The sequence below is a fragment of the Sphingobacterium phlebotomi genome, from assembly GCF_008180195.1.
GTDB lineage: Bacteria > Bacteroidota > Bacteroidia > Sphingobacteriales > Sphingobacteriaceae > Sphingobacterium > Sphingobacterium phlebotomi.
The window spans coordinates 75,296-89,285 of record NZ_VTAV01000013.1; the positions used below are offsets into that span (position 1 = coordinate 75,296).

The window sequence follows — 13,990 nt, forward strand, 5'->3', positions numbered from 1 at the left end:
AAACGAAGGTGTACTTAATCTTTTCCTGAAACAAAGCCCATTTTGTATCAAAAAAGATTTTTAATAATAAAAAAGCCACGGCGTTTCTCCGTGGCTTTGCTCCTCAGGCTGGGCTCGAACCAGCGACCCTCTGATTAACAGTCAGATGCTCTAACCTGCTGAGCTACTGAGGAATGTTTTTACTATCAAGCAACTTTAAAAACCAATGTTCTTGATTTACGGGTGCAATGTTAATTATTTTTTTTAAATCTACAAACTTGTTTTGGGGCAAATTTGAAGCAAAAATGCAAACAATTTGTAAGCCAATACTTTAAATTTCGGCGCATAAAACCGACATAAAAATGTGTCCAGTTCTTATTACTGTTTGCTTTTTCATAATGCGGATAATGACAAAATATCGTTTTTCTTATAATAATTTCCTATTTTAACTCCTCATATAGCGGGGACAAAGAAAAATTAGTGTTATGATTCATATCTTAAAATGTTATTTCTGTTTATTTTTTGGCCTTTTACTGTTATCCTGTAATAATGGAACATCACACACCGCCGAAAACAAAAAAGATAAAAATGAAGCGGAAGTCCCCGCCAAAAAAGAAGTTATTCAAAACATTCTTTTTTTCGGCAATAGCTTGACAGCTGGTTATGGTTTAGATGATCCGCAGGAAGCGTTCCCTGCACTTATACAGGCAAAGATAGACTCTTTAGGTCTACCCTACCATTGTATCAACGCAGGGCTGAGTGGAGAAACAAGTGCTGGAGGAAAAGAACGTATAGATTGGCTATTACAACAACCTGTCGATATATTTATATTGGAACTCGGTGCCAACGACGGATTACGAGGAGTATCTACAGTCTCCACCTATGAAAATCTAAGCGATATTGTGGAAAAAGTGTTGGAAGCAAACCCCGACTGTAAATTAGTACTTGCCGGAATGAAGGTACCTCCTAGTATGGGACAGGAATACTTTAACGAATTCGAGGCTCTATTTCCTCGCTTAGCGAAACAATATGATATGGCCCTGGTACCTTTTCTGCTAGATAATGTAGCCGGTATAGGAAACTTAAATCAAACAGATGCCGTGCACCCGACTGCCGAAGGACAAAAAATTTTGGCATATAATGTTTGGGCTGTTCTAGAACCTTTACTCTAAAAATAACTATGCCATCCACTATTTTACAATTGAACCAAGTTTCTAAAAATTATAATCTTGGCAATACCGTCATCCCTATTTTAAAAAACATCAGCTTTGAGATTAATACTGGCGACACGGTATCTATAGTAGGTCCTTCAGGTAGCGGTAAAACAACCTTACTAGGCTTATGTGCCGGTTTGGATCAGTGCAGTGAGGGAACGATCACCTTGAACGGGATAACACTCAACGGTCTCACGGAAGATCAATTAGCACAGGTACGCAATGCCCATGTGGGATTTGTATTTCAAAACTTTCAGTTGCTCCCTACGCTCACCGCACTCGAAAACGTAATGGTTCCGATGGAACTACGTGGTATGCGGAATATGAACGAGAAGGCTTTAGCATTACTGGATAAGGTAGGCTTATCAAGGAGAGCTGGGCATTATCCATCACAACTTTCAGGTGGAGAACAGCAACGCGTATCTTTAGCCAGGGCATTTGCCAATAGCCCAAAGATATTATTTGCAGACGAGCCAACAGGAAACCTTGATGCGGAAACCAGTAAGGTGGTGGAAGATATGCTCTTTGAGCTTAACCGTGAATCGGGAACGACATTGGTCGTTGTTACACACGACATGGAACTCGCAGCAAAAACAGATCGTATCATTCCCATTAGAGGAGGAACAATAGCATGAATTGGCGGTGGGTCTTCTTGATGGCATGGCGGGATAGTCGAAAAAACCGTTCCAGGTTATTGCTTTTCATTTCCTCTATTGTGTTCGGTATAGCTGCGCTGGTCGCTATGAAATCCTTTAACGAAAATCTAAAACGGGATATAGATACACAGGCTGCGCTACTTATCGGCGCAGATCTTGATTTACATAGCACACGAAAACCGGATAGCTCGACCTTAGCTTTCATAGATTCTATCAAGAAACTGAGCGAACAGACAGCAAGTGAAGAACGGTTTATGTCGATGATCCGTTTTCCAAAAGCCGATGGCTCGCGTTTGGTACAGGTACGTGCTTTAACAGGGGATTTCCCTTTCTATGGAAACTTAGAAACGCTTCCAGAAGATGCCTACAAACGTTTCGGAAAAGACCCCGAAGTTCTTGTCGAGAAGACGCTCATGATACAGTATAACGCCCAATTGCATGATCCCGTTCAATTGGGAACAACCAATTTTACCATAAGTGGAAACCTTATAACCCAGCCTGGACAGGCAGCCATACGGGGAGCCATGGCACCTGCCGTATTTGTCCCCCTCAAACATCTTGAAAACAGCGGATTGCAACAAACGGGAAGCCGGATTGAATATCATTACTATTTTAAATTTCCGGCACAATTCAACGTAGATGATTTCGTGGAGAAGCAGAAAGAACGCCTTACCCAACTGCAATTGCGCAGTTCCACGGTATCGACGACCAAAGAAAACACAGGGCGTTCCTTCTCCGATATGGCTCGTTTCATGGAGCTTGTTGGTTTCGTAGCTTTACTATTGGGTTGTATTGGCGTGTCGAGTGCCGTCCACATCTATATACGTGAAAAACTGGTTTCTGTAGCCATATTAAGATGTTTGGGCACGAGCTCACGTCAAGCTTTTTTTATTTTCCTCGTTCAATTTTCCGGCATTGGATTAATAGGCGGCATATTAGGTGCATTATTGGGAACATTAATTCAGTATGCCATCCCAATCGTCATGCAGGATATAGTCCCTGTGACATTGAGCAATCGAATATCGTTAAACGCCATCATCGAAGGTATCGGCTTGGGCTTCGTAATTTCCATACTTTTTGCCTTATTGCCCCTTATTTCAGTGAGACGCATTTCCCCACTGCGTTCGCTACGAGTTAGTGATGAGCCGGAACAATTATGGAAAGATAGGCTGAAATGGTGGATCTATTTATTGATATTGGCTTTTGTGGTTGTATTTTCCCGTTTACAATTGAATGGGTGGATGCAAACATTGTTTTTTATAATGGGCTTAGGTCTTACATTTGCTCTTCTGTACAGTGTAGCAAGGGGATTCACTTATTTAATCAGGAGATACTTTCCCAAGAAGTGGCCGTATCTGTGGAGACAGGGACTATCAAACCTATACCGGCCGAACAATCAAACCATTGTATTATTGATTTCCATTGGCCTGAGTACCGCGCTGATAGCAACCCTATTTTTTGTTCAGGATATGCTCTTACAACGCGTGAAATTAGCATCATCCGAAAACCAAGCGAACATGGTACTTTTTGATATCCAACCTCTGCAACAGGATGCAATTAAAAACATCACACGGGAGGCAGGATTATCTATTTTAGAGGACGTTCCGATTGTCACCATGCAGCTCACAGCCATTAACGGAAAAAGGGCAAATGATGTCCTCTCGGATTCGACTTCAAACATTTCTACAAGATCGTTCCGCGGAGAAATCAGGGCAACGTACCGAGATTCTCTCACGTTATCAGAAAAAGTAGTAGAAGGTCACTGGATAGGGAATGTGTCAGGGAAAGAAGTGGGACAGGTGTCTTTAGAAAAAAGTTATGCAAACAGAATAGGTGTAGAGATTGGAGACAGCCTGTTGTTCAATGTGCAAGGAGTTGAAGTACCCGCCGTAGCAAGCAGCTTTCGAGAAGTGGACTGGAATCGTTTTCAATCAAATTTTAGAGTGGTTTTCGCAAAAGGCACCATTGACAACGCCCCGAAGTTCTATCTCATGATGACCCACGTTGACGATGAAAATCAATCGGCTATATTCCAGCAAACCGTTGTCAATCGTTTTCCCAATGTTTCTGTCATTGACATCAATACGGCACTTGATATTTTAGATAGCCTGTTACAGAGGATTGCCTTTGTCATTCAATTTATCGGTGCATTCAGTATCCTGACAGGCGTGGTGGTTTTGATTGCGTCCGTAAGAATCAGTAAATATCAGCGTTTACGGGAAAATGTACTTTTACGTACTTTAGGTGCTAGCCGTCGTCAGGTGTTTACAATAACGGCAACTGAATACCTATTATTGGGTGTGCTTGCTTCCTTCACGGGTATTGTGATCGCGCTTATTGCAAGTAATCTTTTGGGTATATTTGTATTTGAAATTGTCTTTGTTCCCTCCATCGGTTTTATTTTAGTATTGACGGTGCTGGTGTCGCTATTGACTGTGGGTATAGGCGTGATCAATAGCTTATCGGTAATGAACCGCTCTCCTTTAGAGGCATTGCGAAAGGAATAGCTTATAAAAGCACCCCTCCCAATATCAATGTCGCAATAGTAAAATAAATAATCAATCCCGTCACATCTACTAGCGTCGATACAAATGGTGCAGAAGAGCTTGCTGGATCCGCGCCAAACCGTCTCAGGACAAACGGCAGCATCGCCCCAATCAAAGAACCCCACATCACGACACCTACTAAGGAAAATGCTATAGCCAAGGCATACAATACCCACACATCTCCATACATGCCACTGAAAGCTTGATCTATTGAAATTCGAGCAAATCCTAGTGTTCCCAAAATAAGCCCTAAGAATAGTCCGGAAAAAATCTCTCGACGCATTACACGCCACCAGTCTCGCAATGTAACCTCTCCCATGGCCATTGCCTGAATAATCAACGTAGATGCCTGCGAACCGCTGTTCCCCCCACTCGACATAATGACCGGCATCAATAATACCAAAATCGTAGTCAACCTATCCTCATAATACTTCAAGACGTTGAACGTTAAAAGCTGCCCTAGAAAAAGGACAATTAGCCATCCACCACGCTTCTTAACCAAGTGAAAAATGGAAACATCTAAATAAGGTTCATCTAAGGCTTCCGTACCCCCGATACGCTGCATGTCTTCTGTATATTCTTCATTAGCTACCCAAAGAATATCGTCGATCGTTACGATCCCCAGCATAATGTCCTGCTCGTCCACAACGGGAAGAGCGACTCTATTGTTCATCCGGAACACGTTGACGGCCTCCTCCTGCGGGTCATTGGCATGCAATGATATCAACCGGTTATCGATTAGATCTTCAACCTTTGTATCCGGATCTGAAATAAGTATATCCCGAATACGAAGGTCATCCATCAAACGTCCTTCACTATCAATAACATATAACACATCTATCGTCTCGGATGCGTTACCATACCGTCTTACGTGATCCAACACCCGCGTGATGGTCCAGTGGGACTTCACCGTGATGTAATCCGGCGTCATCAATCGTCCTACACTATCTTCAGGATATCCTAAAAGAGACAATGCTTCTTTTCTTTCGTCTGGAGAAAGCATGATGATAAGATGCTTTACGACATCTCCTTTCAGCTCACCTAGAAAAGATGTACGATCATCGGGGGGCATTTCGTTAATCAGCTCGCGGGCTTTATTAGCTGATAATTTTTTGAATATCCGTTCTTGTGTTGGGAAATCCAAAATACCGAAAACACGGACGGCTCGGTTTATATTGAGTGTTTCTATAAATAAGGCAGCATGCTCTGGAAGTCCGTCGATTAGTTCTTCGACATCGGAAATGTTCTGCTCGTTTAGAAAATCTTGCAGTTGGGCGATATCACCGGACTCGATCCAATTTTCCAAAAGCTCTATCTGCATTTCTAATTCTTCCATAAGCCCTCCTATTTTATATTTCCTACATTGGTATTCAATTATTTTTGTCGGAGCAAAAGTCGCCTTTTTAATTGGAAATAACTAATACTTTTTTTAATGCCATTGTTTCGACTTCTAATTTTCCAACCATAAAAAAATGACAACATGTCAGCAACAAAAATAGTTATTTTTCGACGCTTCGCTTACGGCATAAATAATGATCATTGTACATGTATGCTATAAACAAAAACAGATTGTTGTAATCGAATGAGGATACTTAATCTTGACTCGATTAAAGCACAACCTGGCGATGACATTTTTTGATAGCATCTTTTTTTCACCATCCAATAATATCTTTTTAATGCGGATGAAAACAACTTATCAGTAATGGAGAAATCTAACAATTTTATCTATATTGCAAACAAAATAGGACAACCACACTAACAGCCTCCGTGTATTTTATTGGTGACATGATAGTGTTCAATCTTGCAGAATAAAATCTTTTGTATCGATATATAAAGGTCAACAACAAAAAAACATATTAATTTAGTAATCAATATTTTAATATTATTAATATAAACACATAATACATTTATAAAAACAAAAACAAGCTAATATTATTAGCAAATTCATTAAAATCAACAAATATAAATGAATAAATATCTAAATATCAGACTACTAATATATATAATATTATTTATAAGTTCATATAGATCATATTGTCAGATTATCGACAATGACCAAGCCCATTCTTCTATTAAATGGCGTCAAATTGATACAGAAAATTTCCGTTTGGTTTTCCCTAACACTTTTGAAAATGCCGCAAAAAAACTGGCAGAACAGCTTCCGAAAATACAGCGAGAAAGTCGCGAAGTCTTGAAGGTCTCTCCTCCAAAAATAACGTTAGTTTTACAAGGAAATCATCTTACTCAAAATGGTTTTGTACAACTTGCTCCCCAAAAATCCGAGATGTTTCCAGTCCCTTCCTCTACCGCAGATAATCAAGAATGGCTACCTAATCTTGCGCTTCATGAACTTCGGCATGTAGCCCAGCTTGACAAATTGACAGGAAAACTAAAAGGTCCTTTTTTTGAACAACTCGCTTTCGCCCTCTATGGATTAAACTTGCCGGCGTGGTATTTTGAGGGGGATGCGGTGCAAGTCGAAACGATATATAGTTCCGGTGGACGAGGAAGGCTGCCTTCATGGGAAATGCCATTACGAGCGAACATCCTCTCGGGTAAATCGTATGATTTCAACAAATATGTACTCGGGTCATTTAAGGACAATGTACCCTCGTACTACACGATTGGTTTTTTCATGAACAGCTATTTAACCAATCACCATGGTATCGCCAGTCACGAAAAAATAATGGCGGATATGCGTAAAAAATTACTCCGTCCTTTTAATTTCCAGCGAGCAGTTAAACAGATTTCGGACGAGAAACCCCCGGAGATCTTTAAAAACACCATCATGGAGCTGACAAAAAAATGGGAACAAGAATCTTCCGTTTCACCAGACACACCAAACCTCCAGACAAAAGACAGCCGGTATCCTAGCGATTACTTATTGCCTCAGATGAATGAAAATCAAGAGCTGTATGTCCTGAAATCCTCTCCTACTACAGTAAATGAAATCAAGCGTTTGGATAATTTGGGAAATGAAACGGGCATCATAAAAACCGGTCGACAAATAACACCCTATTTTCATCTTCGAAAGAACGAAATCGTTTGGGACGAACATCGCAAACATGCTCGATTTGGCAAACAAACGTACAATGTAATCAATGTATATAATACGGAAACGAGACGGACCAAAACACTGACAAAAGCATCACGCTATTACGCTCCTGCATTTCATCCCATTCGTGATGAAATTGTAGTTGTTGAAGTAGATCCGGCAAATATCAGCAAATTGGTTATCCTGCATTCTAAAACCGGCGATATACTGGACAGCATTACCGTTCCTCATGGAATGCATATACAACAGCCGCAATATCACGGCTCCGGCACAAAAATTATAGCCATCGCGGTTGCCGAACAAGGAACAAATTTAGTGGAATTTAACCTAGAAACTAAAGAGCATCATCTGTTTCTTCCATGGGGAAATCAGCAACTGGAACGTCCGTCTTATTATCATGATGATATTATCTTCAAAGCGAACGGTGACGGTATCGATAATATCTATTTATTTAATAAGATAAGCGGACAACATAGGTTAACAGACGTTGCGTTCGGTGCATTCAACCCTTCTATTGGCACGAATGGATTGCTGTTATACAATGATTATCAATATAACGGATACAAACTCGCACAGAAGGAAATAGCGCTTCCTACAACAGGAAAACGCGACCAGACTCGTCTCCCCTATATTTCACCTACATTGAATAGTGTCCAAAGAGACACTTTATCGAATGAATCGACTACTCCTATAATTGTCCAAAACTATAACCCTAGCTCGCATTTGATTAATTTTCACAGCTTATCTATTAGCAGCACCAACTTTGAAAGTTTTGACAATTATATTCCGGGCATATTCTGGCTATCAAACGATATACTAAATACGACGCAGATGAAACTGGGCTACGAGTTTGACCCCGATATATCAAAAAGCCATTATTCTGTAGAGGTTTCCTATAAACGTTACCTTCCCACATTCACTGCACGCTACATGAACAGGGGAATGGTAGGCAATGCAGTATTGGGTAATAACCCCAACAATATCGTCATGTTTGACTACCGTGACCATCAAGCAACCTTCGAAATGTCTATCCCCCTCTCCATTTATCGGCGTAATATCGTATATAGCTACGGCCTTAACTTCGGCACATCGTATACAAAGCGTTACAATACCAGTTTAAATTTGCAAAACTTCCAAGAGGTGGTTGCTTTCCCATTAAACTACCAAGTGTATATCAATAGAAATAGTATGCGTAGTAAAATGGATCTGGCGCCACGCTGGGGGCAAAATATGAGCCTAACTTTCCGACACCTTCCTTTTGAGCGCGGTCTATCCGGAGAAGTTTTATCGCTACGCACAAACTTTTACTTCCCTGGTCTGTGGTCGAATCACAGCTTGCAATTACGGTTTGCCGCGCAAAAGAACAATGGCATATATTTAGGGACGTATGACATCCCGATGGTATCCGGATGGGGTCATTTTAGTTCGCCTATTGTCAACAATACGGCGATGGCAAATTACAGATTACCGCTCTTTTATCCGGACTGGAGCATTGGTTCTCTCGCTTATATTAAGCGTTTCCAGGGCTTACTATTTTCTGACTTCCAAAATGTAGATGAAAGCTTAGCGCCAAAAACTTTTGGAATAGGCTTATCGGCAGATTTTAACGTTTTCAGGTATGTACTGCCTGACGTCAATGTGTCAACGAGGCTTACTTATATTAATGACAACACTGCCCCTAACAAAATAGTTCCCACATTTGGGATTAGTTATAGTTATTAGAACTGATAAAAGTATAGGACGACATTTAAATAGGTTAAAAATAAACAGGGCAGACTAATAAGTCTACCCTGTTTTTACCTATGATATATGTTATTGTTAGTCTTCCAAAGCTTTCACTCCCGGCAATACCTTACCCTCCATATATTCCAATAAAGCACCGCCACCTGTACTGACATAGCTAACATGCTCGGTCATACCGAATTTAGAAACCGCAGCAGCAGAATCACCACCACCAATAAGGGAAAATGCACCGCGTTCAGTAGCTTTTACCACGGCATCAGCAACTGCTTTCGTACCTTTCGCGAACGTATCAAATTCAAAAACCCCCATAGGACCATTCCATAATAATGTATTCGATGCGCTAATGACCTCTGCAAAGTGTTCAGAAGATTCCGGACCGATATCCAATCCCTCCCTGTCAGCAGGTATCTGGTCATTAGGTCCATTGTATGTATCTGCATCTTCCGCAAACTTATCGGCGATTTGTGCATCCGTTGGTAGCACGAGATTCACGCCTTTTTCATCCGCCTTCTTCACCAATTCGTTGGCTAAATCCAATTTGTCTAATTCGACTAAAGATTTTCCAATCTCTCCTCCGCGGGCTTTTACGAATGTATACGCCATACCCCCACCAATAATCAAATTATCCACTTTGTCTAAAAGTGCCTCGATCAACTGAATTTTATCTGAAACCTTTGCCCCTCCCATAATTGCTGTAAAAGGGCGTTCCGACTTGTTCAATACTTTCTCCGCATTGTTAATCTCTGCCGCCATCAAATAGCCAGCATATTTGTTGTTAGGGAAAAATTGTGCAATAATCGCTGTAGAAGCGTGCGCGCGATGTGCGGTACCAAAAGCGTCGTTCACATACACATCACCCAGTTTTGCCAACTTTTCAGCAAACCCAACGTCTCCTTTTTCTTCTTCTTTATAAAAGCGTAAATTTTCCAAAAGAAGCACTTCCCCACCCGCTAGCCCCACGCTTTTTTGAATAGCTTCCTCTCCTATGCAGTCATTGGCAAACTGCACATCGACACCTAATACGCTCGATAGATGTTTAACAATATGCTTTAACGAATATTTGTCAGTAGGCCCTTCTTTTGGGCGCCCCAGATGAGACATCAATACAACAGCACCACCATCAGCTAAAATCTTTTTGATGGTAGGAGCTGCCCCTTGTATACGGTTATCATCTGTTATATTAAAATTCTCATCCAAAGGCACATTAAAATCTACTCGAACCAACGCCTTTTTACCAGAGAAATTTAAATCATCAATAGTCTTCATATATATCTTTTTATTTATGTTTTATAGTCCGCGGTTTAAACCGTGGGCTAAATATAGAAAAAAGTAAGAATACTTACACCTATTTATCTAATTTCAACCCTATACGGAAGACGAGCTTGTATGCCAGACGATTTTAATACTGTACGAAGCTGCTCGACATGCTGTCTGTATTCGCCCAGTTCTTCGTCCATCATCCACATCTTTATCCGCTCTTTAGACGTACTAAATAACGTCGCGAATGGATCTTTCAGTGTTGGATAATACATGACGCTGTAGTCCTTTAGTTTCGCCTTTGCCGCCGCCGCTTGTATAGCGCGATCGAGATTTCCGATACCATCTACCAATCCATGTTCCAACGCCTGGCTGCCCGTCCATACTCTTCCCTGTCCAATGCTATCTACAGCGGCTACATCCATATTTCGGCCTGTTGCTACTTTCCCCGTAAACGTATTATAGATACGATCTACCTCAGCCTGTATAATAACTTTCTCTTCTTCTGTCAATGGACGGTCTACAGACGTCATCAAGTTTGCAAATTTGCCTGTTTTGACCTCATCCACATGTATACCCAATTTATTATTAAGCAGGCCTTGTAGATTGGGAATCAAGCCAAATACCCCTATAGAACCCGTAAGTGTTTCCTTCTCTGCGAAAATGGAATCGGCCAAGGCAGAAATATAATATCCGCCGGAGGCCGCATAGTCGCCCATGGATACCATAATAGGCTTTACTTTCTTCGTTAACTCTACCTCGCGGGCAATGATGTCAGACGCCAGCGCAGAACCACCGGGTGAATTCACCCGTAACACCACGGCTTTCACGCGATCGTCACGACGTAGTTTGCGAAGTTCCCGAGAAAGTTTATCACCGCCTATATTGCCTTCCGTACCTTCCCCGTCAACAATATCACCATACGCATACAACACAGCTACACGATCACCTTTTGTTTCCGTTTTTCCTTCCTTATTATAATCTAATAAGGAAACCGCAGGAACGTCCTTTTTCTCATCTATCTCCAAGCGCTCTTTTAACTTGGAGAGTACTTCATCTTTGTAACATTTACCATCGATAAATTTATATTGTACGGCATCATCAGCATTTCTTATCAAAAAGTTATCCGCAATATTTTTAAGGGTATCGGTGGAAATCTGCCTTCCTTCCGATACATTTTCCAGGAATGCGCTATACATGCTCCCCAAATAGGCTGTCATCTGTTCTCTATTGGCACTACTCATTTCATTCAGAATAAAAGGCTCAACAGCCGATTTATAGGTACCTACCTTAACCACCTGCATTTCCACTCCCAGTTTATCCAACGCTTCTTTCATAAACATGACCGAGGCAGAAAGTCCTTTAAACTCCAAGGAACCCTCGGGATTCAAATAAATTTCGTCGGCTACCGACGCTATATAATATGCTTTTTGTGTATAGACATCACTATGTGCCACAATAAACTTACCGGAGGATTTAAAGTCAACTAACGCATCGCGAATTTCTCTCAAACTTGCCATACCGGTATTAACGTATGTAGGATTGAGATATATCCCTTTTATACGATTGTCTTCTTTTGCTGCTGCGATACGGGAAATAATATCGTTTAATCCGAGCGATTTCATCTCACCATAACCGGGCAGGCTCATACTCTCCCAGGGATTCGATGATGTACGTTCAAGAATATTGTAATCTAACGAAACGTATAGTACTGCGCTTGACGGAACATACACCTCCTCTTTCGACCCCATATTACTGACCGTAGCGGTGATAAATCCAATCATCACCATAAATAAAATAGCAAAAACGATGATCGTTCCTGTGATAGTCGCTAAGACGTATTTAAAAAAAGACTTCATAATTATTTTCTGTTTTTACGTCTCTAATTTAGAGGTTTCTTTTGAAGAATTCGAAATTTAAATAGATTAGCTTTATCTTTAAACTATGAACAAGGTGTTTTTGTTATTAGGTGCAAACTTGGGCAATCCCGCCACGCAATTAGCAAAGGCTCTCGAGAAAATTGAAAGCGTGGTGGGGAAGATAGAGGCTTGTTCATCGCTTTACGAATCCGAAGCCTGGGGCGTAACGGATCAGCCCATATTTCTTAATCAAGTGGCACTCGTATCTACTTCTCTTTCGCCGTTGGATGTACTAGATAACGTCCAAGCAATTGAAGATAATTTGGGACGCGTACGAATATCAAAATGGGGTGCCAGAGTCATTGATATTGATATTTTGTACTTTAATTACGACTGCATTCAACACGAACGTTTAATTGTTCCGCATCCATATCTGCCCGACCGAAGATTTGTATTGGTTCCGCTTTCTGAAATCGCACCTTCCTTCACACATCCTACATTAGGCATAACAACAGTTGACTTATTAGCAAAATGTGAAGATCATCTAGGTGTACATCTTTATAATCCAGACGATAACAATGCAATATAGATTGATCAATCCATCGGTTATCAAAGAAAACTTGATGAATAACGAAGAGTTAATCTTCCAATTTCTTAGCCTCTATCAAGAACAGATACCTCTTGACTTACAAGCATTAAAAGAAGCAACGACATCAGGGGTACATATTGAAATTGCTAATAAGGCTCATCATATAAAACCAACAATGGAATATATCGGGGCGCACACTTTACGAGAGAAGCTACAAAAACTAGAGTACGCAGGAAAAAATGGTGCTGAAATCCTCCACATCCATACGCTATTTTTGGATATAGAAAATGAGATATTAACACTACTGCAAGAAATCGCCGACTATAAGCAGCGTACGTGAAATATCCCAATACGGACTACGATCGATCCCGCCGTTTCTGTAAAGTAAAATGCAGTTGTGACAAAATGAAATAAGCTAATAGAATAAGTGGTAAAGCTAAAAAGTGGAGTGTAAATAGAAAAACGATACTGATAAACAGGAAAATATATTTGAACTTGTTTTCACGCCACGCCAACGAAGATAATTTCATACTAAATAAACGGATTTCAGACACTAATAAGAAACTAACAATCGCCACGATAACAAGCAATATCCAAGGTTGATATATCCAGGTGGGATGTACAGCACCAATAAAGGGCAAGGACATGATAAAGAAAGCATTCATAGGTGTATTAAGGCCTATAAATTCGGACGTCTGTCGTTCATCAATATTAAACTTTGCTAATCTCAATGCCGAAAATGCCGTGACAACAAATCCCAAATACGGAAGGTAAACATGGTCTGTAGATGCCTCCAGTAACTTATACAAAACCGCTCCCGGTAAAAAACCAAAGCTGATGACATCGGCCAAAGAATCTAATTCTTTCCCAATATTCGATTTAACATCAAGTAACCGAGCCACCATTCCATCAAAAAAATCAAATATTCCCGAAACGAGGACACAGTAGAACGCCAACAGAAACTCTCCCTTTAATACAAATAGAACACCAATACAACCGCTAAAAAGATTGAGACACGTTAATGTATTTGGAATATGTTTTTTCATCACAATTACAAAAAATTAAAGCCACCCCTTTGAGAACAAAGGATGG

Annotated in this window: 10 protein-coding genes and 1 tRNA gene; 6 read left to right on the forward strand and 5 right to left on the reverse strand. The window is 40.7% G+C overall.

Annotated elements, in window-relative coordinates:
- Positions 1 to 99: 99 nt before the first annotated feature.
- Positions 100 to 173 (reverse strand) — tRNA-Asn (locus FXV77_RS16265).
- A 291-nt stretch (positions 174 to 464) separates the two neighbouring features.
- Between FXV77_RS16265 and FXV77_RS16270 the strand changes: the two genes are divergently transcribed.
- Genes FXV77_RS16270 through FXV77_RS16280 form a run of 3 tightly spaced genes read left to right on the forward strand, consistent with a single transcriptional unit; the run spans position 465 to position 4,356 of the window.
- Entirely contained in the window at positions 465 to 1,151 is a 687-nt protein-coding gene (locus tag FXV77_RS16270) for an arylesterase (RefSeq protein WP_148920298.1), read from the forward strand.
- An 8-nt stretch (positions 1,152 to 1,159) separates the two neighbouring features.
- Complete coding sequence (locus FXV77_RS16275; protein ID WP_148920299.1) at positions 1,160 to 1,828, forward strand: ABC transporter ATP-binding protein; 669 nt, start codon at positions 1,160 to 1,162, stop codon at positions 1,826 to 1,828.
- The gene (locus FXV77_RS16280; RefSeq protein WP_148920300.1) at positions 1,825 to 4,356 is read left to right on the forward strand and encodes an ABC transporter permease; all 2,532 of its coding nucleotides are present in this window, start codon (positions 1,825 to 1,827) and stop codon (positions 4,354 to 4,356) included. Before FXV77_RS16275 ends, FXV77_RS16280 begins: the two co-directional genes overlap by 4 nt.
- A 1-nt stretch (position 4,357) precedes the next feature.
- On the opposite strand, the gene mgtE is transcribed toward FXV77_RS16280, so the two are convergent.
- Complete coding sequence (gene mgtE / locus FXV77_RS16285) at positions 4,358 to 5,731, reverse strand: magnesium transporter (protein WP_148920301.1); 1,374 nt, start codon at positions 5,729 to 5,731, stop codon at positions 4,358 to 4,360.
- Between the two features lie 771 nt (positions 5,732 to 6,502).
- On the opposite strand from mgtE, the gene FXV77_RS16290 reads away from it, so the two are divergent.
- Positions 6,503 to 9,172, forward strand: coding sequence for a hypothetical protein (locus FXV77_RS16290; protein ID WP_246162496.1), 2,670 nt, complete (start codon positions 6,503 to 6,505; stop codon positions 9,170 to 9,172).
- 96 nt (positions 9,173 to 9,268) lie between these two features.
- Here the strand turns inward: FXV77_RS16290 and FXV77_RS16295 are convergent, their stop codons facing one another.
- Entirely contained in the window at positions 9,269 to 10,459 is a 1,191-nt protein-coding gene (locus FXV77_RS16295; protein ID WP_148920302.1) for a phosphoglycerate kinase, read from the reverse strand.
- Positions 10,460 to 10,542: 83 nt separating this feature from the next.
- Positions 10,543 to 12,309, reverse strand: a complete 1,767-nt coding sequence (sppA, locus tag FXV77_RS16300) for a signal peptide peptidase SppA (RefSeq protein WP_148920303.1) — start codon at positions 12,307 to 12,309, stop codon at positions 10,543 to 10,545.
- 85 nt (positions 12,310 to 12,394) lie between these two features.
- On the opposite strand from sppA, the gene folK reads away from it, so the two are divergent.
- Positions 12,395 to 12,898, forward strand: coding sequence for a 2-amino-4-hydroxy-6-hydroxymethyldihydropteridine diphosphokinase (gene folK, locus FXV77_RS16305; protein WP_148920304.1), 504 nt, complete (start codon positions 12,395 to 12,397; stop codon positions 12,896 to 12,898).
- Positions 12,888 to 13,238, forward strand: coding sequence for a hypothetical protein (locus FXV77_RS16310; RefSeq protein WP_148920305.1), 351 nt, complete (start codon positions 12,888 to 12,890; stop codon positions 13,236 to 13,238). Before folK ends, FXV77_RS16310 begins: the two co-directional genes overlap by 11 nt.
- A 16-nt stretch (positions 13,239 to 13,254) precedes the next feature.
- Here the strand turns inward: FXV77_RS16310 and pssA are convergent, their stop codons facing one another.
- A complete protein-coding gene (gene pssA / locus FXV77_RS16315; RefSeq protein WP_148920306.1) occupies positions 13,255 to 13,944 on the reverse strand; it encodes a CDP-diacylglycerol--serine O-phosphatidyltransferase in 690 nt (229 codons plus the stop codon).
- Positions 13,945 to 13,990 lie beyond the last annotated feature (46 nt).

Bases quoted from the DNA above. Each gene is read 5' to 3' on its own strand.
- FXV77_RS16270 (WP_148920298.1), top strand. From the start codon at position 465: ATGATTCATATCTTAAAATGTTATTTCTGTTTATTTTTTGGCCTTTTA.
- FXV77_RS16275 (WP_148920299.1), top strand. From the start codon at position 1,160: ATGCCATCCACTATTTTACAATTGAACCAAGTTTCTAAAAATTATAAT.
- FXV77_RS16280 (WP_148920300.1), top strand. From the start codon at position 1,825: ATGAATTGGCGGTGGGTCTTCTTGATGGCATGGCGGGATAGTCGAAAA.
- mgtE (WP_148920301.1), bottom strand. From the start codon at position 5,731: ATGGAAGAATTAGAAATGCAGATAGAGCTTTTGGAAAATTGGATCGAG.
- FXV77_RS16295 (WP_148920302.1), bottom strand. From the start codon at position 10,459: ATGAAGACTATTGATGATTTAAATTTCTCTGGTAAAAAGGCGTTGGTT.
- sppA (WP_148920303.1), bottom strand. From the start codon at position 12,309: ATGAAGTCTTTTTTTAAATACGTCTTAGCGACTATCACAGGAACGATC.
- folK (WP_148920304.1), top strand. From the start codon at position 12,395: ATGAACAAGGTGTTTTTGTTATTAGGTGCAAACTTGGGCAATCCCGCC.
- FXV77_RS16310 (WP_148920305.1), top strand. From the start codon at position 12,888: ATGCAATATAGATTGATCAATCCATCGGTTATCAAAGAAAACTTGATG.
- pssA (WP_148920306.1), bottom strand. From the start codon at position 13,944: ATGAAAAAACATATTCCAAATACATTAACGTGTCTCAATCTTTTTAGC.